Source organism: Neobacillus sp. NPDC058068 (genome assembly GCF_042885335.1).
In the GTDB taxonomy this organism is placed as follows: Bacteria; Bacillota; Bacilli; order Bacillales; family Cytobacillaceae; genus Neobacillus.
This window is the reverse complement of record NZ_JBHVSI010000019.1, coordinates 105604-131060: the sequence shown is the minus strand read 5'-3', so window position 1 is coordinate 131060 and position 25457 is coordinate 105604. Positions and strand designations below refer to the sequence as shown.

Below are 25457 nucleotides of genomic sequence, written 5' to 3'. Positions count from 1 at the left end.
GGTGAGACCCCGCAGGCGCTTTAGCGCCGAGGAGGCTCACCGCCCGCCCCGCGGAAAGCGAAGCGCCTGGAACGGAAATCAACATTCACCTTTAATAGAGCCAATTATTTAAATATTTTAAATTATTATAAAACACTTTATAACCCAAAACAACCTATTTTGTTTTAATTTTTAGACTATTTTGATATAATTTGTCAATAAACCATTTTAAAAAGGAATAGGTTGCTATTTTCTATGGCGACATTAACCTAATTCACCCAATTAAAAATCAGTTTCAAGGAGGAAATCATGCAAACAGAGCTAAGTGAAATGAAATCAGAGCTTTTCCGTATTTTTAACCATTTACATACCTATCCCGAGATCAGCTGGAAGGAATATAACACGACAGATTATTTGAAGGGATTAATAGAGAACCTTGGTCTTTCCATTACTTCTTTTAATGATTGTACCGGGCTAGTTACTGAAATTGGCTTGGGTGAAGTCTGTGTTGGGCTACGAACAGATATCGACGCACTTTGGCAGGAGGTAGACGGCACGTTTCAAGCCAATCACTCCTGTGGCCATGATGCGCATATGACAATTGTTTTCGGGACATTACTTTTACTTAAAAAGATGAATTATCAACCACCTGGCAGGTTAAAATTCATTTTTCAACCAGCAGAGGAAAAAGGAACAGGGGCATTAAAGTTAATTGAAAAAGGAGTGGTCGATGATATTAACTATTTATATGGTGTTCATCTTCGCCCGAAGGAAGAGGTTCCCTTCGGAAAGGCTTCATCGGGAATTATTAACGGTGCAGCCAAATTTATTACTGGTGAAATAAATGGAACCGATGCCCACGGTGCCAGACCGCATCAAGGTCAAAATGCCATAGAAGTGGGGGCATCCATCGTTAATGAACTCAGCAAAATCCATCTAAACCCGATGGTCCCTTATTCAGTTAAAATGACTTCCTTCCATGCAGGCGGAGAAAGCACCAATATTATCCCTGGGCGCGCAACATTTGCATTGGATCTTCGTGCGCAAAGTAACGATGTCATGAATCAAATATCCGAGCGGGTTGAAAAAATCATGGATTCTGTTTCTTCGCTTTACGGGGTAGAGATTGCACTTAAAGTGAATGCTGGAGTCGCCGCTGCCCAAATTAGTGTGGAGGCACAAGCAATTATGCAGGATGTCATTACGGAAACACTTGGACAGGATAACCATGTCATGCCCTACATGTCCAGCGGCGGAGAGGACTTTCATTTTTACACGCTAAAGAGGCCAAATATTAAAGCAACGATGCTTGGGCTTGGTTGTGACTTAGTACCCGGTCTCCATCATCCAAAAATGACCTTTAATCATGATGCATTACTGACAGGGATCGAAATTTTGGCTAAGACGATTATTAAAACATTTAATACGATTGAAAAAGGGGGTTCACCTAAGACCAATTAGGGGATTACTCACTCACCAGCTGGCGAGCTGCTAGCGGTAGTCAAAGATGATGCCGCGCAAAATAAAAACAAGGGACAGCTTTTAGCGGCTGTCCCTTGTTTTATTCAATAGTTCATCATTATTCTGGCCTTTTTGAGGCGGAGGCGTAATTAAGGCATGCTCAATATCACTGTGCATTTTAACTTGATAATCTCCCCACGAAGAAGCAAATATGAGCTCCTTCTCTTTAAAATATGGGTTCTCGTAAAGTTCCCCTACCTCAAGCACCGGCGCCATGCAGCAATCTACCTTTTGGGCGAACTCCATCCACTCATAGAAGGTTTTGCTTTTAAAGAGGGCGGTAACTTCTTGATAGACAGGGTTAGATTCATCCGTTTTGGAAAAGTGGGCTCGGAGCCAGTCTTCGCGTCCATGTGCGATACAGAAATTCTGCCAAAACTTTGGTTCCAGCGCTCCCAGACTCATATATCGTTCGTCCATCGTTTCATATAATGCGTATGAAATTATGCTGCCATTAAGGGCATTAATCCCTGTACCCTCACCTGTTTCATTTTCGACCATAACGTGATTCCCAAGCAACGACACCAGTTGATCGGTGATAGAAATAGAATGATAGCTTCCTTGTCCGGTTAAAAATCGGGAGACCAGTCCGGCAAGGATCCGTTCATTTGCCGCATACCCGCCCAAATAATCAGCTAGCGTAATCGAGGGATGGACAGGTCTCCCCTGTTTATCCTTTAACTGAGCCAAGACACCGCTTAATGCCATGTAATTGAGATCGTGATTGCCAAGCTTACTCAACAGTCCCTGCTGACCGTAGCCGGAGATAGAACAGTAGACGATATCAGGCTTCACCATTTGCACAGCCTCATACCCGAGCCCGAGTTTCTCCATCACACCAGGTCTGAAGCTTTCAATCACAACATCGGCATGGGCAATTAATTTTAACACCGTTTCGACGCCGGATTCTTCCTTTAAGTTAAGGATAATGCTTTTTTTCTGGCGGTTGTTGGCAAGAAAAACAAGACCACTTCCCTGTTTTGAAATTCCAGTATATCGAGCAGGATCTCCCTCGGGCGGCTCCACCTTAATAATTTCCGCACCCAATTCTGCTAATCGCAACGTGGCAAAAGGACCAGGAAGATAGTTCGTGAAATCGATGACTTTAATACCCTTTAACATCGCGATGATCCTTTCTTACGAATTCGTTGGACCGGGAGTAAAAAGCTCCCCCAGCTGTTTTCTTAGGACAAATTTCATGATTTTCCCGCTGGCATTTCGCGGCAATGCCTCACAGAAAACATATTTGCGCGGGCGCTTATAGTTTGCGAGACTATCACTATTTTTGCAGAATTCATCCAATTCCTCTTCGTTCACATTCGGATCTTTTTTTACAACAAAAGCCGTCACGGTTTCACCCCAGCGGTCATCTGGCTGGCCGACAATCGCAACATCTAGGACGCCAGGATGTGCGTGGAGAACATCCTCGACTTCCCTTGGGTAGATATTCTCCCCGCCGCTGATAATCATATCGTCGACACGATCATTTACAAACAGGAAACCATCTTCATCGAGATAACCAATGTCACCTGAATGGTACCAGCCTTTATACAGCGCTTTTTCCGTTGCTTCTTCGCGGTTGAAATAACCAATCATCATACAAGGCCCTTGAACAATAATCTCACCAGTTTCTCCCACTGGAACGATATCATCAGGTTCAGATGGCCCGTCTTCCCTTGTCCGGACTACTCTAATATCATGACATAAAGCCGCTTGGCCAGCAGAACCCGCTTTTCGGAGCTGATCTTCTTCAGAAAGGAAGGAAATCGCCGGTCCCATTTCTGTCATCCCATAGGCTTGAATTAAAGTGATTCCTAAGCGGTCATGGAGAGCATGCACCAGCGTTGGAGCCATGGGAGCTGCACCATATAAACCAAGTTTCAGACTCGATAGGTCATATTGGCTCAAATCTTCCTGAAGAAGCATGTTCCACATGGTTGGAGCGGCAAATAATTTCGTAATTTTTTCTTGTTCAATTAATCGAAGGATCGCTTTAGGATTGAATTGATGCAAGATGACATTTTTTGCACCAATATGCACCCTTGGCAGGAAGGCGCAATGCAGTTCGGCACAATGAAACATCGGTGCCGTCACGAGGCCTACATCTTCCGATTCAAGCTTCTGAGCTGCATTACATAATATGCTTTGATCCACCATATTTCGGTGGCTGTGTATGACTCCTTTTGGCCTTCCGGTTGTCCCGCTTGTATAAATAAATGCATAGATGTCATTCTCATTGACTTCTACTTGAAAATCTTTGATTGATGCTGGGGCGACTTTTTCTTGATAGCTAGCGGCGTATTCCGGTTTGTCCTCATCAATGAACCAGAAAGAAATGTTGTCAAAACGGTTTGCTATCGATGAAACAACAGGCTCTAAAGCTTTTTCAAAAATAACAACCTTTGGAGCTGCATCCGATAAAATATAGGCCACTTCCTCGGGCATTAAGCGAAAATTAATCGGGTTGAACACGGCACCGATTTTCGCGCAGGCAAAGAAGGCAGTTCCCAATTCTTCGGTATTAAACATGAAGGTGGAAACGCGGTCGCCTTTTTTGACTCCTTCGTTTATCAGGGCATTTGCGAGCCGATTGACTTGTTCGCTCCAATCTTGATAGGTATAGCGGACATTTTTCCGAACATCGTAGAGGGCTTCCTTGTTCGGAAACTTTTTCACTGTTAAATCAAAGATTTTTCCGATTGTCGTGGTCATTTTGAACGCCTCCATTATAAGAAATATAGACAAACGATAGTTAATTGGTTATTCTAATCGCTCAAGTATCGTAGCATTTGCCATGCCGTGGCCTTCGCACATCGTTTGCAAACCGTAGCGGCCGCCGCTGCGCTCAAGTTCGTGCATCATGGTCACCATTAAGCGAGCGCCGCTGCCGCCTAGTGGATGACCAAGGGCAATCGCACCGCCATTTGGATTAAGCTTCCCCGGGTCTGCACCCGTTTCCTTCAGCCAGGCAAGCGGTACTGGCGCGAATGCCTCATTTACTTCGAATACATCGATATCATCGATGGAGAGCCCGGATTTTTCTAGTGCCTTTTGTGTGGCAGGAATTGGTCCTGTCAGCATCAAGGTTGGGTCGGAACCTACGACTACGCGGGTGTGAACACGAAAGCGCGGTTTAAGCCCGAGTTCTTCCGCTTTCTCACGTGACATGAGTAATAACGCGGCCGCCCCGTCGCTAATTTGGCTGGCATTTCCTGCATGAATGACGCCATCTTCTTTAAAAGAAGTTCGCAAACCCGCCAATGCTTCCAACGATGTTCCCTTTCTTGGACCAGAATCTTCGTTAATAACGGTGGTTGTTCCATCCGGAAGCGTTACCTCTAACGGAAAGATCTCTCTTGAAAAATAACCCTCTTCCTGAGCCTTTAATGCTTTTTGATGGCTTTCGAGTGAAAATTGGTCAAGCTGTTCGCGGGTAAAGCCGTAGTTTTCGGCAATCCGCTCAGCTGACAGCCCTTGATGAATCATTTCGTACTTCGACCTTAAATTCGGACTAAAAGGCTCCTCTACCCCTTTATAATTTAAACCCATCGGTACACGAGACATGCTTTCAACACCACCGGCAATAACTACATCCATATCACCGGCAAGGATTGCCTGGGCAGCAAAATGGACAGCTTGCTGACTGGAGCCGCATTGACGGTCAATCGTGGTCCCTGGCACCTCGATTGGAAAACCAGCGATTAACGCTGCTATCCGCGCGATATCCCCAGCTTGTTCCCCCGCTTGAGTGACACATCCTAAAATAACATCATCCACAATCACCGGATCAATCCCAGCCCGGTTGACGAGTTCCTTTAAGGTCAGACCAGCAAGGTCATCGGGACGGATATCCTTGAGCACACCATTTCTTCTTCCTACAGGGGTACGGACACCCTCAACAATTACTACCTCACGCATCTTCATCATCCTCACTTTCTATAATCCTAGGTTTTTCGCAATAATTGTTTTCATAATTTCATTCGTGCCGGCGTAGATACTCGAAACCGGAATGTCGCGGAACCTTCTGGCAATCTCGTATTCTTCCATATATCCATAACCGCCGTGGAGCTGCATGCATTCGGCCGCAATCTTCTTGGCAATATCGGTCAGCTTCCATTTTGCCATCGACACCTTCGTGACCACATTTTTCCCTTCGATATGCTCGGCAATTAATTGGTCCAAGAATACCCTGCCCATTTCAACATCGGTAGCCATTTCGACTATTTTAAACTGCGTATTTTGAAACTGGCCGACTGGTTTTCCGAACGCTTCCCTGCTTTTCACGTAATCCAGCGTCATTTTCAGCATCACTTCCGACGCCGTTTGCGCCCCAATCGCGACAAGAAGCCGTTCCTGTTGGAGTTTTTCCATTAAGTAAAGAAAGCCTTTGCCTTCCTCACCTAGGAGGGTTTCCTTCGGCACTCGGCAGTCTTCAAAAATTAGTTCGGCTGTATCTTGGCAATGGAGTCCAACCTTGTTTAGCTTTCTTCCCCTTGTGAATCCAGTTGTATCCCTTTCAATAACAAGCAGGCTGACCCCTTTATGTTTCGGAACGGCTTGCGAGTCAGTCTTAACAGCAACAACCACAAGGTCGGATTGGATACCGTTTGTAATGAACGTTTTTTGTCCGTTGACAACATAATGATCGCCGTCCAGCCTGGCGGTTGTTTTGATGTTGGCGAGGTCGGAGCCAGTACCGGGCTCTGTCATCGCAATCGCGGTAATGATTTCGCCGGTAACACACTTCGGCAGCCAGCGCTGCTTCTGTTCCTCAGTCCCGTAGGAGGTGATATACGGAACCACAATATCATTGTGAAGTCCAATGCCTATTAAACCAGAGCCTACCCGTTCCAGTTCCTCGTTAATGACAACGGCAAATCCCCAATCAACCTCACTTCCACCGTATTTTTCATCGATATCAGGGCATAGAAATCCCTGCTCGCCCATCTTTGTCCAAAAGGAACGAGGAATCATCCGATCTTCTTCCCATTGTTCATAAAAGGGATATGCTTCTTTTTCTAAAAACTTTCTTAGTGACTGACGAAAAATTTTATGATCTTCGTTTAAGTAGGGATGTTTCATGTTAAATTACCTCACTTTTCGTAGAAGCGCTCTCAATTTTAAGAGGTTATTGCTATTTTGAAATTTTTATCGAATTCGTCTGCAGGTTACAACATATCTTTGCGCATTTACTACGTATTTTTGGTTAATTACTACATAATTTTGGACACTTACGACATAATACCGGTCACTTATTACCTATTTTTCAACACTTACGACATTTCCTGGATATTAATTGGTAATTACCTCAACCCTCGAGAACTTACGACATATTTTTAGCCGCTTACGACATATTTCCGGTCACTTATTACCTCTTTTTCATCATTTACGACATTTCTGGATTTTAATTGGAAATCCACTCAGATCTCAGTTACTTATTACATATTTTTAGTCAATTACTACAAATCTCACGCCCATTACGATCCAAATTGGAACTAATCACCAAAAAATCGGGTCAATTTACCACTTCTCTCATTTTCTGCCGCAACTGATATTTCAGTATTTTCCCCGATGCATTCCTAGGCAGCTGCTGCTCAATAAAAATCCGCCTCGGCACTTTATATCCAGCCAACTTCTCCCGGCAGAAGCTGCGCAGTTCGGCCTCATCAAACACGGCACCTTCTTTTGGGACAATGATCGCACAGACGGCCTCCCCCCAGACTTCATCCGGCAGGCCGATAATCGCTGCTTCGAGGACAGCCGGATGCTCATACAGAACTCCTTCGACCTCAACGGAGTAAACATTCTCCCCACCTGAGATAATCATGTCCTTTTTCCGGTCAACCAAGGTGATATAGCCTTCGTTGTCAATCGTCGCCAAATCTCCTGTATAGAGCCAACCGCCTTTCAGCGTGCTCTTTGTTTCCTCCGGCTTTTTATAATACTCTTTCATCACCATTGGACTGCGGAGAATAAATTCACCAATCACACCGGGTAATACATCCTTGCCCTCTTCGTTAACAACCCTTGTTTCCGTCATAAAAATTGGCTTCCCTCCCTTACCGAGATGGAGCTTATGTCCTTCCGGATCAAGGAGAATCCCGCCAGGTCCCGCTTCAGTCAAGCCGCAAAGGTTATAAAATTGGTCCGTTTTAAAGATTTCCATACTTTTTTTGACCAGTTCCGGTGCCATTGGGGCCGCACCATATCCGACTCTCTTAAGGGAAGATAAGTCGTAATCGGCGGCATTTGGGACCTGCAGAAGAAAATTATACATAGCCGGAACCGCGAAAAGATGGGTAATCTTATGCTCTTGAATCGCTTGCAATGTTTTAACTGGATGAAAATCGCGATGAATAATATGGGTTGCACCAAGAGCCACGCCGGAAATAAGGAATAGGTTTAATTGCGCTGAGTGAAATAGCGGTGCTAAATGAAGAATGCGCTCGTGCTGCCCAATCCCCATATTGATGACAACGGAAATTCCGACTTTAAAAATTTGGCTATGATCAAAGAGGGCTCCTTTTGGGCGGCCTGTTGTGCCTGATGTATACAAAATCTCGACATCATCCTTCTCGGAAACCTCAACATCCGGTTCACTAGTTCTCTCTGATAAAACCTTTTCATAGGAATAAAAGCCCACAGTTTCTGGCTCACCAACCGTTATCACCTTACTCACAATCGTTCCTTGCTTCGCCGCAGCAATGATTTGTTCGAATTCCTTGTCGCAGACCACAATAGCCGCATCCGATTGCTCTAAAATGTACTGAACCTCTGTAGCAGTTAATCGAAAGTTCACCGGGACGGCGACAGCACCAATTCTAGCAGCGGCAAAAAAGGTAAACACAAAGTGATCCGAATTCTTCATCATCAATGCCAGCTTGTCACCTTTTTTCATACCTTGCTCCAATAGGCCGTGAGCAAGCCGGTTCACTTCCTCATTAAATTCACGATACGTATAAGTCCTTCCTTCACATTCAATTGCTAGTAATTGCGGGAACTTACGGGCAGATTGCGACAAGAGACTTCCGATATTCATCCAGGGTTCCTCCCTTATTTAAAAAATGCTCTCCTGCTTTTAATATGCAAATTTTATACCAATATTCAGAAGACTGAACACGCAGTCTTTTGCGCCAATAAGTAAAAGAGTGTGTTTTTCAATCACACAGCCTAAACAAATAAGTGTCCAATAAATGGACACCTAATAATAGAATGAAATGATTTAACATCTTCTCAACAGCAAACGAAATCATAATCGTGAAGATAAATGACCTCCAAAAGATGTTATCCTAGTTTGTATTTTTTTATTTTTTCATATAAACCCGAACGGCTGATTCCTAATAATCTAGCCGCTTGGACTTTATTTCCTTGTACCTGGACAAGCGCTTTTTTTATCGCTTCCAGCTCGGCATTTTCGACCATGGACACATTTAGATCCGGTTCTTTAATCGGAACCTGCTTTAATAAATAATCCGGCAGGTCCTCGTATTTGATTTTTCCACTTTCGGAAAATGTCATTGCCCGTTCCATCACATTCCGTAATTCGCGGACATTTCCCGGCCAGTCATAATCGAGGAGCGCTTCCCTGGCACGGGTCTCCATTCCGGAAATGCTTGTGCCCAAAATTTGATTAAATTCAATCATAAACTGCCCGAATAAATGATCTATATCAAACTGGCGCTGACGGAGAGGCGGGATATTTAATGAAATGACATTTAGGCGATAATATAAATCTTCACGGAATAGGCCGTCCTTGACCATTTCTTCCAGATTTCGATTGGTTGCGGCAATAATTCTGACATCAACATTTATTTTTACTGTTCCACCAACCCGGTAGAATTCCCGCTCTTGAAGGACGCGGAGCAGCTTCGCCTGCAAGCCTAGTGACATATCGCCAATTTCATCCAAGAAAAGCGTGCCTCCATTGGCCAAATCGAACTTCCCAAGCTTGCCTTTCGGTCGTGCTCCGGTAAATGCCCCGTCTTCATAACCAAAAAACTCAGATTCTAGCAAATCCTCAGGAATCGCCGCGCAATTAACAACGATAAACTTGCCGTTACTTCTGGCGCTGCTCTTATGAATCGCATGGGCAAACAGTTCCTTACCAGTGCCGCTTTCACCGCGGATGAGCACTGTTGACCTCCCTTTCGCCACTTTCGCTCCGCTTTTTTTTAATTTCTCCATCGAAGGGTCCACACTTAATATTTGATCCCAAGTAAACTTAGCTGTTTCCGCCTGCTGGTATTGCTGATGATAAAAATTCGCTTTATTTTCAGCCTTCTGCAGCTTTTTAAATAATTCGCTTACCTCATTTAATTGTCGGAATATAACCTTGCCAATTGCCCCGATGACTTTGCCTTCCTCTACAATTGGGATACGGTGAACGATATATTTTATCCCGTTAATTTCTAAAAAACCGCTAACATCCGCTGCTTCCGTTTCATAGACGTTTTCTAACTGAAGATGCGGCAATGCCTTCGCCGCTGGCTTGTACAATACCTCCTCTACTGGAAGATTGAACAACTCCAGAAGCGGCGGGCTGACCATCGTGATGACCTTTCTTTCATCCGCCATGACAATTCCATCAAAAGCATGGTCAATCGCTGTTTCCAACGTTCGTTTTAATTTAGTTATCGTTTGCAGCTCTTGTGACGTTTGCAGCAGCGACATCACCATATCCGTTTTTGTGAGGATACCGACGACACGATTATCTTCATCAACAACCACACCGGTTCCAACCTTACTATTTTTAACGAGTTCTTCAATTTTTCCATACGGGGTATTAACACTGATCTTTTCAACCTGTTTCTTTATGTAATTTTTGATGGGGGTCGTAAGTGAGGTTTCTTCTGTCACCATTTGATGCAAACTGCTGCGGGTAAAAACCCCGACCGGATGCTTGCTTGAATCCGTAACAGGCAAAAGGTTCCACTTCTTTCGGTACATAAGGGTAATCGCTTCTTTTAACGTAGTTTCCTCCGTAACAATAAAATCAACAGGTGTAATAATATCCTTAAATTGGAGCACATCATCACTCCTAACTGGGACGAGGGGACAGGCTCCTCTCCCCGATTATTAATAAATGAAATTTGTAAGAATAGATTGCAATGGTCAATAGGTGGAAGTGGAGCCTGGCCCTACAGTCTTTTCATTTGTTTAGACCTATTCCAAGAACGGGAGGTTAGTGTCACAAATAAAACAAAAATCCAAATAAAAAAGATTGTTGTAAAAAGTACATTTACTTTATGGTCTAGATGATTGGATTTAATAGTTAAAAATGAAGCAAAAATTTCTTTCCAGCTTTCGGGTAAGAATATAATCCAAAATAAATAAAGCGAAATAATTGCTAGAAATGCCTTCTTCAACATTCGACTCTAGCCCCTTGGTAAGATTTTTTTGTATCAATAACTATATTCGGCATTTTTTTCATAATTCCTTTTTCCTGGGACATGGAGCCAGTCCCCTGGGTCTTTATGCGTAATTTGTAGAATGATATTTATTGGGTATTCAGAATAGGTAGAATTATAATGGAATTTGGCAGGAAATTTTAATAGATTGTGGGGGGATTTTTTTTGAAGTTTAGACATTTTTCGCTTTTATTTGCACTAGTGTTGGCTTTTAGCACATTTTTTTCATCGTTTGCCTCTGCAGAAAATAATGTAAAACCAAATCTTGTTGCCTTAGGAGATTCTATTACATTTGGCTGGAATCTTGAAAACAATGGCAACAGTGAACCATCGCCAAAGGCCTTTCCTTATTTAATTGGAAATGGTAATTATGATGTCACTAAAAACATTAGCGACGGCGGCTGGACCACAAGTCATTTGTTAACAGAAATAAACAAACCTGAAAATCTGGCAGCTATTAAGAATGCAGATGTTATAACATTAGATATCGGAAGTAAGGACTTTTTACAAAATGATGCGATCAAGGCCCTTCGCGCTAATCCAACAACGCCTATTGACCCTGTAGCATTCGGAAAGATCATTCAAGAAATTTCTGGTAATCTATTTAAAAACTTAGGTGCTATAATTGGTACTATTAAAGCACAAAATAGTGATGCGCGAATTATCATTTACAACATTTACAATCCGTTTTCGGATACTCTAGCTTCTCTTTATCCACTTGGGGAACAATTCCTACCGGGAGTTAATGCAGGAATCCAGGGTGTTGCAGCACAATCTCACTTGCTTTTAGCTGATGCTTATTCAGCCTATAAAGGTAAACAAGCTGAGTTAATCCTTCCGAATGGCGATGTTCATCCGAACGTGGAATTGACAGAAAGTCTTAGCTAGTTTAGCAACAAATTTATTAGCGGAACAAGTTCCAGAAGAAATTACTGTTGATCTAACGCCTTCAACACCCGAGACAACAACGGAGCCTGTGACCATCACGGTTGCCACGAGTGCAAAAAAAGTGCTAGCTATGCAATGGCTTGCAGGTGAGAAAACCATTGAAGATTTTGCAGTATTAGGAACCGGAAACGATATCACCGACAATCAATTCGAAGTAACTGAAAATGGAACGAATACAGTTTATGTTAGAGACAGTAAGGGTGCAAAAGCTATTAAAACCATTACCATTGACAATATTCAAAACGATGACCAGCCAAGTGACAATCCAGGAGGCGATGGAGACAACCCGACTCCAGATCCAGGAGACGGCGGCACGGATAATCCGACTCCAAATCCAGGAGACACTGGCAATGATAATCCAACAACGAATCCGGGAGATACCGGCAGCGATGACCCATCAAGCGGCGGCGGGGATGTTGACAAAGGATCATCTCCAGTAGAAACAGTAAATCATTTACCAAGCACCGCCACCTCAATGTATAACTATTTAGCAATTGGACTAGCATTCATATTAGCAGGATTATTCACAATGCGCCTTCAGCACAACAGAAGAAAAGAAAACATCTAACGTTTTGGGACGAGGGGCTCCTCGTTCCATTGTCTTTTTTATGCCCTCGTTGCTTACTCTAAATCCATCAGCGTGACAAGGAGCCTGACCCCACGGACTTCTTAATTATTTTTTAGGTTCAAAATCGGAATCTTTTTAACTCATTATTCGTAGATAATTAAAGAGAATTTATTAAGGGGTGAAATTATGAGTGAAAAGGGTTGTATTAAATGTGGAAGCAGAGATACTGGCACGAAAGATGTAGCGATGACCGGAACAGGTCTTTCAAAAATGTTGGATATTCAAAAAAACACCTTCACAGTCATTTTTTGCAAGAAATGCGGGTATTCCGAGTTTTATAACAAGAAAACATCGACAGCTTCGAATATCGTTGACCTGTTCTTTGGCGGGTGATTTTAAATTAGGGGATTCGTAAAAAGGCACAAGGGCTCTGCTAGCTTGAGCCCTGATTATCTTCTAAATCCACCTTCAGAATGGATGATTTGACCTGTGATCCACTCTGCTTCATCACTTACTAAAAATTTTATCGTTTTCGCAACGTCTTCTGGCCTACCAACTCTACCGAAAGGAAACAATGGCTGCAGATCGTTTTTTATCGTTTCAGTCATCCAGCCTGTGTCGGTTGGTCCTGGATTTACGGCATTAACAGTAATCCCCAAGGGGGCAAGTTCTGCCGATAATGTAATAGTTAGAGCATCAACTGCACCTTTTGTTGTTGCATATGCTAATTCTCCCGGTATTGGTCCACGAAGTTGACCTGAAGTAAGGTTAACAATTCTTCCACCAAATTTCTTATCAAACCTTTTCGCAAATTCAATACTTAACAGTGTTGTAGCACGTATATTTACCATATAATGTTTGTCTAGCTCTTCTACTGTTAAGTTAGAAAAATCGTTATTAGTTGAATAAGCTGCGTTATTAATTAAGATACCAGGATGACCAAGTTGATCATTTACTCGATTTAAAAGTTGTTCCGGTGCATTTAGCTTAGATAGGCCTAACTCCATACATTCTGCCTTGACACCTTTTTCCCGTAATTCTTCTTTTAATCTCTGAGGTTCATTTGATTTTATACTCCAGGGCATTGCTTTATCATACTCAGTCCAATAGGTAAAGAATATATGATAACCTTCTTCTGCTAACGCTCTGCAAATAGCAGCACCAATCCCTTTTAAACGGCTTGCCCCTGTGATAATCGCTATCTTTCCTTTTACATGGTTCATGCGACATTCCTCCAAAACTGATCCTTCAACTAACCTAAAAATTCAGTTTTTAATTCCCGTTCGATTACCTTATTTTCAATAGAAACATGATAAGCTTTTGCATTTGGCCTTGAACTAACGATACGAATAATTTCTTGATCAATAAAATGAACAGCTACTCCGTCATCTGCCGCAATACCAGGTTGGATTCTCCCATCCTGTATTAGCATCTGATACGTTGGTCTTCTTTCGGATTCTCCGTCATAATGGGGACAATTACTTCCTTCTAAAAAACCTAGAGCTTGAATAGGCTCTAATTTATCACCGTAAGAGTCTGTTACACCTTCTTCAAACCAGCAGATAGAACCCGCACTTATACCCGTTAAAACAATTCCTTGCTCCCATGCCTTTTTTAAAATCCTATCTAAACCCCATTCTTTCCAGAGAGTTAATAAATTCTTTGTGTTTCCCCCGCCCACATATATTATATCTTTGGTTAAAATAAAATCCTCTAAATCTCTAGTTGGAGGGTTGAATAATGATAGATGCGAAGCTGAAGAATCAAGTTTTTCAAATGCTTGATAAAATCTTGTAATATAGTTTTCAGCATCTCCACTAGCTGTTGGCAAAAAACAAATTGAAGGAACAGATTTTTTTGCTTGTTTCAAAACATACATATCTAATAATGGGTTTTCCGGTTCCATCGAAAACCCGCCGCCACCCATTGCGATGATTTGTTTCATATTTTCAGCCTCTCTTCATTTAAGGATTTTAGTAGTAACTTCATAGTATTGTTAAAAAGGTGCATTACTTCGGTGCCGCAGATTTTATCACTTTTTCCCCAATGAGAACCCATGAAATAGCCTTCCGCCAAAGGGCTCCAAGACATGATCAACTAATTCAACTACAGGTTTCTTTTCACCTGTCCTATAAAAATGATCAAAGACCTCTACAAAATCATTTGCAAATCTTTCGTCATATTGTCTTAATGCACGTACTATCCATTTCGATGCACCAATCCATTTACGGTTTGTTCTTAAAACAAATTCGCTTACCAATTCGGCTATAGTGTTTGCAATAAATATTTCTTCTCCCCTAATTGAACAGCCGATAAAATCATCAAGGGCATCTGTAATAAAATATCGTTTTAATTCAATTGTTTCAATTGACCATTCTGCAGGTCCATTCGTTAATAATTCCTTAGCCTCTTTTTTAATTGAATCCATTATTCCTTCATCTTTTAAGATAATTCCTTCTGAAACCATTCTTGGCAATGAGGGTCTCGCTCTTTCCACATCATTTTTGAAAAAATGCTTATATGAGCTTAAATTATGTACAAAGGCCTCAATAGCCCAGTCAAAGTCAATTAATGACTCTCTATAAGATGAACTAATGGTATGATCGAAAATTACAATATCAAGGTCAGATGTTTCTGTTGCTTCACCGCGAACAACACTCCCAGCTAATAGGGCTCCTTGGCAATGAGGAAAATACTTATGGATAAACTGATGTGCTGCATCAATTGGACTTAGCTTATTAATTTCTCCCATGATTATCACCTCTAGTTTCAAAAACGTAAGCTTATCTTTTAATGTCATCATATTTGTTAATGAAGATGGCTCACCTTTATCTTATTCCAAATTGACATCCAATTCTTTTTCATAATCCGCCCTTCATAAACCGCTGCCCGTTCTTTCGTCTCAGCAAAAAATGGAGTTGGCTTCACTTCAAAATTGAGAACATCCTGTATTCCACATGGAGCAGCTAATACCACACTGTTGTTTTCATCTAGCTTTAGACCAAGGGCAGTGGCTGTTTCCGGGAATTTAGACATCGCGTCCACGGAGGAAGTATAGGGCGGAATTTCATTTTTAAGATGCATTCTTGCTTCGTTTTTTACCGACCAGGGAACATTCGGGTGAATAGCTCTTAATCTTTCTTCAAGTTTCTTTTCTTCGGCTTCTGCGACATTTCGCTCGTCAAAATAGATTACATCAATATCTGGAATGGGTGTCCTTTCTGTAAATCCGTGGAGCGTGTCCCATATTTTCGAACGAACAAAGCCTGCACAAACCCACCAGTCCGGAAGATTAAGAGATTGTGCTGAAAATAGGATATCCATCATCCACTTATCTTCTTTTACAAGTCTGATAATATCATTTTCTGTTTTTAACATCCTTTATTCTCCATTCTTAAACAACTCTGATCCTTATTTCCCCTTTAGTTTTATCTAATTTTATTATATATCATTATGAAAAAGATGGAAATTACCACTTAATTTCTGAGAGATTTCACTGTGAAAAATAGCTCTTCCACTAATCTGGTCTTCTTTTGCATAGTTTATTTTCAGTCATTCATAAACTCTCACTATAATGGACAAATATTTCGAATTCATGGTATTTTTGATTTGATACAAAAGATGTATACATTACGATTAAACACATAGGAGAGATAATAGTGAAAAAAGCCAATCTCTGTTTTATTGGTGCAGGATTTCATGCCTCAACAAACATTTACCCTTCTGTTATTGAAGCAGGGGCAAATATACAAGCGATTTCTACACGAAATATCGATCGTTCCAAAGCTGCACTTCAACGTTTTGGTAGTAATGGGACACCTTACGATGACTATAAAAAGATGTTACAAAATGAAGATTGTGACGGAGTTGTTGTGGTTGCTCAAGCTGAAGATCATCCTTCTCTCGTGCTAGATTGTATCAAAGCTGGTAAAAATGTTTTTGTGGATAAGCCTCTGGGGATGAGTGCAGAAGAAGCTGCTGAAATTGCTGATGCTGCTGAACAAGCGGGTGTAACATTAATGGTTGGATTTATGAAACGTTATGCTCCTTGTTATACAAAGTTAAAAGAATTAATTACGAGCAGTAAACTAGGTACTGTGCGTTCCTTTCAAGCAAGATTTGCGGTGGACAGCACACCATTTTGCAAAAGTGAAGAACAATTTATGAAGTTTGCCGCTATACATATGGTTGATTTAGTACGCTATTTATTTGGAGAAGTTGTACAAGTTACAGGTATTAAAAATAGTGACAATGAGTTTGTTTCTCATAGTATTTCGTTAAAGTTTGAAAATGGCGTCGTTGGTAGCCTTTATTTGGCAGGGATGACGGCTTGGTCGCGAGAAAGTGAAAATATGCTTGTGACATTTGATCATGGTTTTGCCTTTGCTGACGAAATTAATACGCTTACAGTTCATGAGTCACAAACATTTGATGATCTACCATGGAAATCTCTAAAAGAGACTGACACTGTATTTACACCATCTGCTACCCCGATGTCTGGAGCCTACAGAGACCTTTATTTACGAGGTTTCGTTGGAGAAATGATTCATTTTATTGACTGTTGTAAAAGTGGTGAAACGCCAACATCAAATGGACGTGATAATGTAAATACAATGGCACTCTGCGATCGTATTCTGTCTACATTGCTGTAGGAACTTTCAGTTGGAACAACTCTTTTAAAAAAGCTGTTTTCGTAAAGAATGCTGTTATAAACCACCTTCAGACTTCTAAAACGGTATAATAAAGAGGAAAATTATGGGAAATTAGTGAATTCATTTGATATATCAGCGGATTTCGAGAGTTTATCAGCGAATCAAAAAAAGCAATACTCCTTAGAAAATAGCCATTAAAAAAGAGAGGGTCTTCATAATGGGTTCCGTTCCCTATCGCAAACAAAAAAATGTTAATTAAAATGGGTATCAAATATATTAAATGGAGCAAATCAATTATGAAACATGTTAGATTTTTTATTTATCAATTCATATTGTTTGGCACACTTTTAGTTCTTAATGTTTATTCTGATAAATACATTAGCAAACCGTTTACTCGTGTTGATTTAATAGCAATATGTATAAGTGCTCCAATCGCTATAATAATTGTAAACCTCGTAATTAAGGTTTATTTACGTTTTAATACTATTCGATTACGAAATACAATTTTACTGTCTATATTAGCCATTATTTTAGCATTCATTTTTATAGGGCTAATGGAGAGTACTTGGTTTGAAATAAAAGGGCATATGTTATTCTCTTAGTAAATGTCCCTACTTTTAAAAAAATAGGTTCCTATAGGAATCTATTTTTTGTTGAGGGGGGGTGTAGTCCATAGCAAAAGAACGTAGCAATCAGAATCAAAATGTGAGTAATGAACTGACCGCAATAATTAAGAGGTAGTACCGATTTCAATAGCCGATAATCTGCTAAGTGCAGATGATCTATATCACATTAAAGCAATCTGTTCACTTAGTACTAGCGATTTCACTAGGAATAGTTGCTTGGGGAGTATTTTTAATAGGTCAAAAATTTATAATGGAAACATTTATTTCGTAAAAAAGTGATTATACTGGAAAGTCATTGTTATTCAGCTATTTTTGTAGTGCAAGGAGGACTTCAATAGTAGACGAGGCAAGTCTGTTTACTCAAGAAGATTACAGTGGAAGAGGATACGGAGTAGTTGCAAATGCCTGGGCAGTAGAGGTACAAAAACAAGGTCGAATTGCACTATATAGCACTTCGTGGGATAATTTTTGCATCCCAATTCATGGCGAGGAAGTTACAATTGGTTCAGTATGGAACGGACGTTCATATGAGCTATATTTACTCCTTCCTCAACGGGATGCTTTAGTTCAAAGCTACGAAATAAATACGGGTGAATAGCCTAGTTATATGGTATTTTTTCAAACAATTCGCACCGCAAAAAGCGGTGCGAATTATTATGCATTTTGCTTTACATTTTTGGTTATACATTCACGTTTTGCGACAGAAAACGGAACCCGTTAAGGTTTTCACCTTCTCTTTCCTCGGTTATTTCGGCTGCATTCGAATCGCTCCATCGAGACGGATGGTTTCACCATTAAGCATTGGATTTTCGATAATACTTTGAACAAGTTGTGCGTATTCGCTTGGATACCCAAGCCTAGAAGGGAACGGCACCATCTTTCCAAGTGAATCTCTAGCCTCTTGCGGCAGGGTATCAAACATTGGCGTGTGGAAAAGTCCGGGGGCAATCGTCATGACTCGGATTCCATAACGCGCAAGTTCCCTTGCTATCGGCAAGGTCATTCCAACAATTCCACCTTTGGAAGCACTATACGCTGCCTGACCGATTTGTCCGTCGTAAGCTGCAACCGAAGCAGTATTAATAATAACGCCTCTTTCGTTTTGATCATTCACTTCATTGCTCGTCATTTTCTCGGCAGCTAAACGAATAACGTTAAAGGTCCCGATTAAATTCACATTGATTACCCTAGAAAAAAGTGTTAGATTATGAGCACCATTACGCCCTACCACTTTTTCAGCTATGCCAATTCCTGCACAGTTCACGACGGTATTTACTCCACCCATAAATTCGGCCGCTTTATTGACTGCTTCTTGGATATCTTCTTCCTTCGTTACATCTGCTTTTAAATATAAAACTGATTCTCCTAATTCAGTTTGAAGCTTTGCTCCCTTTTCTTCCGATTGGTCAAAAATAACTGCTTTCCCGCCACTTCCAACAATATTACGGACTGTTGCCTCGCCAAGACCTGATGCTCCTCCCGTAACAATGGCACGACATGCTTGAATGTGCATATAGGAAACCCCCTTAAAGAATTCTCCTTAATATTTTGCAAGTTTTATACCAGTTGTAATTTTTCAAATAGACAAGTCGATTTAAACACATGCTTCTTTTTATATGTATGTGGTTTGGACAGCTATTAAGCAAAAATGACCAGATATTGTACAGTCGTAAAAAAAGAAAAAGGCCAAGCCCTCAAATCTAAAATGAGGTCCTGACCTTCTTCTTCGTTACCACACTTTCCTGTGCAGCTATACGTTTCTTTCTTTCCATTATGACAACTAAGACAATCGCGACAATGAGAAAAAGACTCGCAATCCTGAAGATAGTGGCTATATCAACAAATTGCGCCAGTCCGCCAAAAATAATACCGCTAAGCCCAATGCCTAAATCAATAGACGAAAAGATCATTCCATTAGCCACACCGCGCCGATGTGTCGGTGTCATTAATAATGCCCATGATTGCAATGTTGGGATCAAGCAGCCAAAACCAGCTCCGAATAAAACACCGGCAATGGCAATAAACAGACTCGAATGCGCAAAGGAGAGTACCCATATTCCGATAAATGTAAGCGAGGTACAAAGCAGCACAAGTCCTTTCGGGCCTTTCTCATCAAACCATTTCCCGGCGACTGGTCGCGCCAAAGTGGCCATGACTGCATTAAAAATATAGAATAAATAGATTTGCTCAATTCCTCGTTCCTGACCAAAGATGACGATAAACGTAACTATCGCTCCATAGCCAAGATTGATGATAATTGTAACAAAAGCCGGGAACCAGCTTGATTTTTCAACCAAAGAGCCCATATAGGAAAATTTAAGATCTTCTTTTCGAGTATTTTTTACAGCTTCAGGAGTTTGATAGCGTACTGCTGTAAGTAAAATGACTGCGATAAACCCTAGAAATGCGGAGATATAAATAAGGTTGTTGAACGAAGTAATTTTATATAAAAAGATTCCTAGACTTGGAGCAATAATCATACCAATGGTAATCGAAAGACCAAAATAGCCCATTCCTTCACCAAGACGCGAATTAGGTATGACATCGACGGCAGCTGTGCCATTAACTGTGGTTGACCAGCCCCAAACAAGGCCATGTACGAAGCGGAATAATAGAAAAATCACAACAACCTGAGAAATCGGATATAGAATCGTAATGAGCAAAAGCATGATAGCTCCCGTTATGACAAGCGACTTCCTCGGCTTGTATTCAAGCATAAAACCGATAAATGGCCGGCTGAGTACAGCTCCTATGGAAAACAATGCAGTTACTAAGCCAATTTCCAAACCTGATGCCCCAATGGATTTAATATATGGCGGCAGAGTTGGAATAAGCATTTGAAATGACATAAACACAAATAGGTTGCCCACCATGAGCATGGTAAACGACTTTGTCCACAAACGTTCTTTCAAATAAAAACCTCTCCTTTTAGTCCAATAAAAAAGAATCTTCGCCAAGAAGATCCGCATTCATTTCATTAATTTAGTATCATTAAATAATAACACAGAAGCCGGAAAAAGGAAAAGCAGAAGGTTTTTCCAAAATGGCTTCTATTTTTGTTATCATGAATGTATATATAAATCGTTTTGAACGGAGGAAATCGGATGCAGAAAAGGAAAATAGTCATCACTCGTGAATTGGAACAAGATCACATCGAACAAATAAAGAAAGTCATTCCTGATTGGGAATTGATTGCTAGCAAAGATAAAGATGTTTGGCAGGAGCATGCATTGGATGCTGAAATAATCGCTGGTTGGAAAAAGGGGTTGGAAGAATATTGCCACGACCCGCAGGCAAAGCTTAAGTGGTTGCAAACATGGAGTGCAGGAGTTGATTCTTTACCGCTTGAATCCTTACAATCGAAAAATATTACTTTAACAAGTGCCAACGGTGTGCATGCCTATCCCATTTCCGAAACGATTTTTGCCTTAATGCTTGGCTTAACGAGAAAAATTCATACATATGTGCGTAATCAACAAGCGAAAACTTGGCATCATGCCCATATGGGACTAGAAATGCATGAAAAAACGGTTGGGATTATCGGCGTTGGAGCAATTGGAAAAGAAACAGCGAAGCTTGCCAAAGCATTTGGGATGACTGTCTTGGGTGTAAGAAACTCGGGCAAGCCGATTGAATATGTTGATGAAATGTACACTTTAGACCAATTAGGTCTTCTGCTGCCAAAGTGTGATTATGTGGTTGTTACATTACCACATACAAAGGAAACACATCGTTTATTTGGTGCAGAGCAATTTATGCAAATGAAGTCTACTGCCTTTTTTATTAATATTGGCCGCGGAGAGATCGTGGTTGAAGATGATCTCGTCCGGGCGTTACAGGAAGGAACTATTGCCGGAGCGGGGCTGGATGTATTTGAGAAAGAACCGTTAAGTGCTGAAAGTCCTTTATGGGAGCTGGAAAACGTCATCATTACCCCGCACACCTCTGGCTCAACCGAAAATTATAATAAACGTTTGATTGAAAATATCTTGATACCTAATCTAAGAGAATATATTTCTGGTCGGAACCCCTCGATTAATCTTGTGGATTTTTCAAAAGGATATTAATTCACCATGTTTCATTTAACTAAAAAACTCGTCAACGATGAGTTTTTTAGTTAAAGACAAAATTACTCCAACTTTAGTTAGTTTACATCCACTTTCTCAATATTCCTAATCGAGAAATAAGCAATCAAGCAGCCAATTGCCCCGAGTACAAGCGGTATAGCAATATAGGAGAAAGCAGATACACCATTATTTGATGAACCGGTAATCGACACAAGGATAATGGCTGATACAATTGTTGCTGGAACAGACTTTTTAAGCATTCCAAAATATAAGGGAATTAATGTGATTCCCGCTGAAGCAATAGCGCCAAGAATCATATCGGTAAATCCTTTCCATAGGACCTCCGCTGTTAATGCTTGAGGCACAAAGTGCAAATAGAAATCAGCTAAATAAAAGAGACTGCCAACCACTAGACTCGATACGCATATTGTTAAAAATGTAAACCCTGCCACAATAATTAGTTTAGCAGACATGATTTGCTTCCGTTTAATCGGATACATAAACATCAGTGAGATGGAGTTATTTTTATACTCGTCAATGATCAGTTTGGCAATAAGTGTCGCACCAAAAATCGTAAACGTTGCTCTAATTATACTTCCGAAATCTATAAATACTACTTCATAACTTGGAAATGGAACATTTCCTTCACTTTTATCACCAAAATAAATTAAACATAATAAGCCCATGATGGCAAGATTGGCAATCGCAATTCCTTTCCAATAGCAATACAATTTATATTTCTTTATTTCAAGACTGATTAATTTACGCACTGATTCCGCCCCCATTGATTAATGTTAAGAAATAATCTTCTAGTGAATGATTCTTTTTATTGATTTCCTCAATCATGACCCCGTTTAGAATGAGAGTCTTCGATATTTCTGATTGTGATGCTCCTGTATCATAGATTCTGAACCGTGATGCGTCGACCACTTTAAAATTTGTGAGATGGAGAATTTCATCAAGTACATAAAAGGCCTTCTTCACATCGTCAACAGCAAGTTCAATATACTCCTTATTTTGTTCCTGGATTTCATCCATCGAAACCTCTTTAATTAATTTCCCGTCACTGATTACCCCAATCGTATCGGCAATTTGCTCCATTTCACCAAGGATATGGGACGAAATCAGCATGGTTATTCCATATTCACGGCAGAGCATATGGAATAATTCACGCAGTTCTTTAATCCCCACTGGATCGAGGCCATTAATTGGTTCATCAAGAATTAATAGTTCAGGCTTAGTAATGATGGCGCGGGCAATCCCAAGACGCTGCTTCATTCCGAGTGAGAAGTCTTTTACTGACTTATCCTCGATATTTTTTAATTTAACTAAATCTAGGGCTGCATCAATCGCCTTTTTGTCGTAATAGCCCATATACTCACAATGCAGTTCCAGATTTTCACGTGCCGTAAGCCGGTCATAGAAAACAGGATATTCGATGATGCTCCCCATCCGCTTTAACACTTCATAGGAGGTATTCGTCAGTTTTTCACCAAAGATTTCAATTTCTCCGCTCGTTGGTTTCACAAGATTGGTCAGCATTTTCATGATCGTTGTTTTACCGGCACCGTTTGGCCCAAGAAACCCGTATATTTCGCCCTTTTTAACCTTCATATTGACATTCGAAACCACTTCCTTGCCCTTATAGGCTTTCGTCAGTTGATTTGTTTTGATAATGTAGCTCATCAATTTTCAGCTCCTCTTCGTTCTTAACTACTTTTTATTCTAGTCAGCAGACTTTTCTTTTTTATTACTCAAATCTTACAAAAATCTTAAGAAAGAAAGGATGTCTCTGAAGCGAGGCACCCTTAGCTGTTTTAATATGTAATTCGCTTTAATTGAACGGTAAAAGTCGTTTTTTCAAAGGGCTTACTGGCTAGAAAAATTTGCCCGTCCATTTTTTCCACAAGCCGTTTGGTAATGGTAAGGCCGAGACCGCTGCCTTGATAGGACTTGTTTCGTGAATCTTCTAACGTGTACATCCGTTCAAACACTAAATCCTTGTGGAGCTCGCTGATTCCCTTGCCTTTATCCCACACGTCTATATAAACAAATTGTTCATCACTTTTAAGTGTTAAACCAAGCACTTTCCCATCACCGCCATATTGAATCGCATTGGAAAGTAAATTATTTAAGACCCTGTTGAGTTCTTCCTCATTCACTAGAGCATAAAGAATGTTTTCCGGCAGCTCAATCGCAACATCAAAACCCTTTGCCGTCAAAAGCTCATAAAAGTTTAATATATTCTTCTGGCACACTTCATTTATGTTCACCCTTGTAAGCGGCAGAGTTTTATCCCCAGACTCCAGTTTCGCAAGATCAAAGAACTTGTTAATTAAATCTAAGACTTCAACCGCTTTACAGTGAACTTTTTGCAGGAGCTCATCGGTTTCTTCTTGATTTCTATTCGGATCATTCAACATAAACTCAATATACCCGAGCACCACTGTCAACGGCGTTTTTAAATCATGCGAGATATTGGAGAGCATTTTCCGCATCGACATCTCCGTTTTATTGTAGTTTGCCATCATTTTTTGATTATGTTCTAAAAGGCGGTTGATTTCGATTAATATCTGTTTTAAATCCTTATTATCCGTTTGCAAAAGCAGCTTTTCATCCGTTTTCCTATCAATAATCTGCTTAAGTTTTTTGTGTATGTAGGTGAAATTTTCTTTATCATTGGTTCTCGATTTATATTGAAAAAAATTAAGACCCGCTAAGGCGATGATGATGATAGATAAAAAAATGATCATTATGAAAACTCCCCAAGCTTATAGCCGATGCCCCATAAAGTTTTGATATACTGCGGTTTGGACGGGTCATCCTCGATTTTCTCCCTTAGCCTTCTCATATGAACATTTATCACATTTTCATCACCGTAATACTCGTCTTCCCATACTAAGCTATAAATTTGTGCCTTCGTATAGACACGGTTTGGATGTGAGATAAATAGTTTTAGAATATGAAACTCCTTTGCGGTCAGCTTGATTTCTTTTCCGTTTTTTTGTAAGGAGAAATTTTCGAGGTCAAGTTCCAACTCTCCGACCGTTAACAGCTTTTTTTCTTGCTTTTGTTCTGTACGGGAATAATGAGTTGCCCTTCTGATTGCTGCTTTCACCCTAGCCGTTAGCTCAATCATCGAAAAAGGCTTGGCGATATAATCATCCGCTCCAAAACCCAAACCTAAAGCTTTATCTAAGTCCCCGTCTTTAGCCGACATGATCAGTACGGGTATCATGCTCTTCTCACGGATTATTTTCAAAAATTCCATTCCATCAAGCTTCGGCAGCATTAAATCAAGGAGAATCAAATCAAATGTGTCGTTTGCAAACACCGCAAGCGCCTCTTCCCCGTCAAACGCTGGCACTACCTCAAAGCCTTCTTTGGTAAATTGACCTTTAACCATATCGCTAATGGCCATATCATCTTCTACTAATAAAATTTTATGCTGCATTTTATCCCCCACCCGTTCATTCCTATATAGTTATTTTCCATATTCTCTTTGAAAAATCCTTTTTTCGTTGAAAAAAGAGAGACTAAATTAATAGTCCCTCTTTAGAAATACTTTGATTAATCTTTGAAAAATGCTGTATATCGTCAATTCGTAGTGGTTAATTGTTTTTTATTATTTTAATAACCTTCTCAGATGAGTAGACTGAAAGGGGGATAACAATCACTACTAATATAAA

Annotated in this window: 22 protein-coding genes; 6 read left to right on the top strand and 16 right to left on the bottom strand. The window is 40.6% G+C overall.

All coding sequences use genetic code 11. The features are described from left to right. The first annotated feature begins 288 nt into the window (after window positions 1-288). Window positions 289-1440, top strand: coding sequence for a M20 peptidase aminoacylase family protein (locus ACFVSW_RS21310; protein WP_387318623.1), 1152 nt, complete (start codon window positions 289-291; stop codon window positions 1438-1440). A gap of 81 nt (window positions 1441-1521) precedes the next feature. Here the strand turns inward: ACFVSW_RS21310 and ACFVSW_RS21305 are convergent, their stop codons facing one another. The 6 genes from ACFVSW_RS21305 to ACFVSW_RS21280 all read right to left on the bottom strand — a co-directional run bounded on the left by ACFVSW_RS21305 (window position 1522) and on the right by ACFVSW_RS21280 (window position 10527). After that, window positions 1522-2622 carry a CaiB/BaiF CoA transferase family protein gene (locus ACFVSW_RS21305; RefSeq protein WP_387318622.1) on the bottom strand — a complete coding sequence of 367 codons (1101 nt, stop codon included), beginning with the start codon at window positions 2620-2622 and terminating at the stop codon, window positions 1522-1524. Window positions 2623-2637: 15 nt separating this feature from the next. Then, complete coding sequence (locus tag ACFVSW_RS21300; RefSeq protein ID WP_387318621.1) at window positions 2638-4212, bottom strand: fatty acid--CoA ligase; 1575 nt, start codon at window positions 4210-4212, stop codon at window positions 2638-2640. 48 nt (window positions 4213-4260) lie between these two features. After that, entirely contained in the window at window positions 4261-5418 is a 1158-nt protein-coding gene (locus tag ACFVSW_RS21295) for a thiolase family protein (RefSeq protein ID WP_387318620.1), read from the bottom strand. Window positions 5419-5436: 18 nt separating this feature from the next. Next, on the bottom strand, window positions 5437-6582 hold the full coding sequence (locus ACFVSW_RS21290; protein ID WP_387318619.1) for an acyl-CoA dehydrogenase family protein: 1146 nt from the start codon (window positions 6580-6582) through the stop codon (window positions 5437-5439). Between the two features lie 433 nt (window positions 6583-7015). Then, a complete protein-coding gene (locus tag ACFVSW_RS21285) occupies window positions 7016-8539 on the bottom strand; it encodes an acyl-CoA synthetase (protein WP_387318618.1) in 1524 nt (507 codons plus the stop codon). A 245-nt stretch (window positions 8540-8784) separates the two neighbouring features. Next, complete coding sequence (locus ACFVSW_RS21280; protein WP_387318617.1) at window positions 8785-10527, bottom strand: sigma 54-interacting transcriptional regulator; 1743 nt, start codon at window positions 10525-10527, stop codon at window positions 8785-8787. 545 nt (window positions 10528-11072) lie between these two features. Between ACFVSW_RS21280 and ACFVSW_RS21275 the strand changes: the two genes are divergently transcribed. From ACFVSW_RS21275 to ACFVSW_RS21265, 3 genes are all read left to right on the top strand, one after another. Further along, the gene (locus ACFVSW_RS21275; RefSeq protein WP_387318616.1) at window positions 11073-11795 is read left to right on the top strand and encodes an SGNH/GDSL hydrolase family protein; all 723 of its coding nucleotides are present in this window, start codon (window positions 11073-11075) and stop codon (window positions 11793-11795) included. 130 nt (window positions 11796-11925) lie between these two features. Beyond that, window positions 11926-12423: a hypothetical protein gene (locus ACFVSW_RS21270; protein WP_387318625.1), complete on the top strand. Its 498-nt coding sequence runs from the start codon at window positions 11926-11928 to the stop codon at window positions 12421-12423. A 186-nt stretch (window positions 12424-12609) separates the two neighbouring features. After that, complete coding sequence (locus tag ACFVSW_RS21265) at window positions 12610-12816, top strand: zinc ribbon domain-containing protein (RefSeq protein WP_387318615.1); 207 nt, start codon at window positions 12610-12612, stop codon at window positions 12814-12816. A 56-nt stretch (window positions 12817-12872) separates the two neighbouring features. Here ACFVSW_RS21265 and ACFVSW_RS21260 read toward each other — a convergent pair whose 3' ends face one another. From ACFVSW_RS21260 to ACFVSW_RS21245, 4 genes are all read right to left on the bottom strand, one after another. Beyond that, window positions 12873-13646 (bottom strand): SDR family oxidoreductase, encoded by a 774-nt coding sequence (locus tag ACFVSW_RS21260; RefSeq protein WP_387318614.1) that lies wholly within the window; start codon window positions 13644-13646, stop codon window positions 12873-12875. 29 nt (window positions 13647-13675) lie between these two features. After that, window positions 13676-14368: a Type 1 glutamine amidotransferase-like domain-containing protein gene (locus ACFVSW_RS21255; protein ID WP_387318613.1), complete on the bottom strand. Its 693-nt coding sequence runs from the start codon at window positions 14366-14368 to the stop codon at window positions 13676-13678. Window positions 14369-14455: 87 nt separating this feature from the next. After that, on the bottom strand, window positions 14456-15175 hold the full coding sequence (locus tag ACFVSW_RS21250) for a nucleotidyltransferase domain-containing protein (RefSeq protein ID WP_387318612.1): 720 nt from the start codon (window positions 15173-15175) through the stop codon (window positions 14456-14458). Window positions 15176-15231: 56 nt separating this feature from the next. Next, entirely contained in the window at window positions 15232-15801 is a 570-nt protein-coding gene (locus tag ACFVSW_RS21245; protein WP_387318611.1) for a nucleotidyltransferase family protein, read from the bottom strand. Window positions 15802-16082: 281 nt separating this feature from the next. Between ACFVSW_RS21245 and ACFVSW_RS21240 the strand changes: the two genes are divergently transcribed. Beyond that, window positions 16083-17075, top strand: a complete 993-nt coding sequence (locus ACFVSW_RS21240; RefSeq protein ID WP_387318610.1) for a Gfo/Idh/MocA family protein — start codon at window positions 16083-16085, stop codon at window positions 17073-17075. A 1371-nt stretch (window positions 17076-18446) separates the two neighbouring features. Here ACFVSW_RS21240 and ACFVSW_RS21235 read toward each other — a convergent pair. Then, a complete protein-coding gene (locus ACFVSW_RS21235; protein ID WP_387318609.1) occupies window positions 18447-19214 on the bottom strand; it encodes a 3-hydroxyacyl-CoA dehydrogenase in 768 nt (255 codons plus the stop codon). Between the two features lie 187 nt (window positions 19215-19401). Continuing rightward, on the bottom strand, window positions 19402-20613 hold the full coding sequence (locus ACFVSW_RS21230; protein ID WP_387318608.1) for an MFS transporter: 1212 nt from the start codon (window positions 20611-20613) through the stop codon (window positions 19402-19404). A gap of 192 nt (window positions 20614-20805) precedes the next feature. On the opposite strand from ACFVSW_RS21230, the gene ACFVSW_RS21225 reads away from it, so the two are divergent. After that, a complete protein-coding gene (locus ACFVSW_RS21225; protein ID WP_387318607.1) occupies window positions 20806-21768 on the top strand; it encodes a D-2-hydroxyacid dehydrogenase in 963 nt (320 codons plus the stop codon). A gap of 77 nt (window positions 21769-21845) precedes the next feature. Here ACFVSW_RS21225 and ACFVSW_RS21220 read toward each other — a convergent pair whose 3' ends face one another. The 4 genes from ACFVSW_RS21220 to ACFVSW_RS21205 all read right to left on the bottom strand — a co-directional run bounded on the left by ACFVSW_RS21220 (window position 21846) and on the right by ACFVSW_RS21205 (window position 25222). After that, window positions 21846-22538: an ABC transporter permease gene (locus ACFVSW_RS21220; RefSeq protein ID WP_387318606.1), complete on the bottom strand. Its 693-nt coding sequence runs from the start codon at window positions 22536-22538 to the stop codon at window positions 21846-21848. Then, window positions 22531-23454, bottom strand: a complete 924-nt coding sequence (locus ACFVSW_RS21215; RefSeq protein WP_387318605.1) for an ABC transporter ATP-binding protein — start codon at window positions 23452-23454, stop codon at window positions 22531-22533. Before ACFVSW_RS21215 ends, ACFVSW_RS21220 begins: the two co-directional genes overlap by 8 nt. Before the next feature lie 131 nt (window positions 23455-23585). Next, on the bottom strand, window positions 23586-24521 hold the full coding sequence (locus ACFVSW_RS21210; RefSeq protein ID WP_387318604.1) for a sensor histidine kinase: 936 nt from the start codon (window positions 24519-24521) through the stop codon (window positions 23586-23588). Beyond that, on the bottom strand, window positions 24521-25222 hold the full coding sequence (locus ACFVSW_RS21205) for a response regulator transcription factor (protein ID WP_387318603.1): 702 nt from the start codon (window positions 25220-25222) through the stop codon (window positions 24521-24523). The genes ACFVSW_RS21210 and ACFVSW_RS21205 overlap by 1 nt, the downstream gene beginning before the upstream one ends. Window positions 25223-25457 lie beyond the last annotated feature (235 nt).

Coding starts and splice junctions, on each gene's coding strand:
- ACFVSW_RS21310 (WP_387318623.1), top strand. CDS start 289: ATGCAAACAGAGCTAAGTGAAATGAAATCAGAGCTTTTCCGTATTTTT.
- ACFVSW_RS21305 (WP_387318622.1), bottom strand. CDS start 2,622: ATGTTAAAGGGTATTAAAGTCATCGATTTCACGAACTATCTTCCTGGT.
- ACFVSW_RS21300 (WP_387318621.1), bottom strand. CDS start 4,212: ATGACCACGACAATCGGAAAAATCTTTGATTTAACAGTGAAAAAGTTT.
- ACFVSW_RS21295 (WP_387318620.1), bottom strand. CDS start 5,418: ATGCGTGAGGTAGTAATTGTTGAGGGTGTCCGTACCCCTGTAGGAAGA.
- ACFVSW_RS21290 (WP_387318619.1), bottom strand. CDS start 6,582: ATGAAACATCCCTACTTAAACGAAGATCATAAAATTTTTCGTCAGTCA.
- ACFVSW_RS21285 (WP_387318618.1), bottom strand. CDS start 8,539: ATGAATATCGGAAGTCTCTTGTCGCAATCTGCCCGTAAGTTCCCGCAA.
- ACFVSW_RS21270 (WP_387318625.1), top strand. CDS start 11,926: ATGCAATGGCTTGCAGGTGAGAAAACCATTGAAGATTTTGCAGTATTA.
- ACFVSW_RS21265 (WP_387318615.1), top strand. CDS start 12,610: ATGAGTGAAAAGGGTTGTATTAAATGTGGAAGCAGAGATACTGGCACG.
- ACFVSW_RS21260 (WP_387318614.1), bottom strand. CDS start 13,646: ATGAACCATGTAAAAGGAAAGATAGCGATTATCACAGGGGCAAGCCGT.
- ACFVSW_RS21255 (WP_387318613.1), bottom strand. CDS start 14,368: ATGAAACAAATCATCGCAATGGGTGGCGGCGGGTTTTCGATGGAACCG.
- ACFVSW_RS21250 (WP_387318612.1), bottom strand. CDS start 15,175: ATGGGAGAAATTAATAAGCTAAGTCCAATTGATGCAGCACATCAGTTT.
- ACFVSW_RS21245 (WP_387318611.1), bottom strand. CDS start 15,801: ATGTTAAAAACAGAAAATGATATTATCAGACTTGTAAAAGAAGATAAG.
- ACFVSW_RS21235 (WP_387318609.1), bottom strand. CDS start 19,214: ATGCACATTCAAGCATGTCGTGCCATTGTTACGGGAGGAGCATCAGGT.
- ACFVSW_RS21225 (WP_387318607.1), top strand. CDS start 20,806: ATGCAGAAAAGGAAAATAGTCATCACTCGTGAATTGGAACAAGATCAC.
- ACFVSW_RS21215 (WP_387318605.1), bottom strand. CDS start 23,454: ATGAGCTACATTATCAAAACAAATCAACTGACGAAAGCCTATAAGGGC.
- ACFVSW_RS21210 (WP_387318604.1), bottom strand. CDS start 24,521: ATGATCATTTTTTTATCTATCATCATCATCGCCTTAGCGGGTCTTAAT.
- ACFVSW_RS21205 (WP_387318603.1), bottom strand. CDS start 25,222: ATGCAGCATAAAATTTTATTAGTAGAAGATGATATGGCCATTAGCGAT.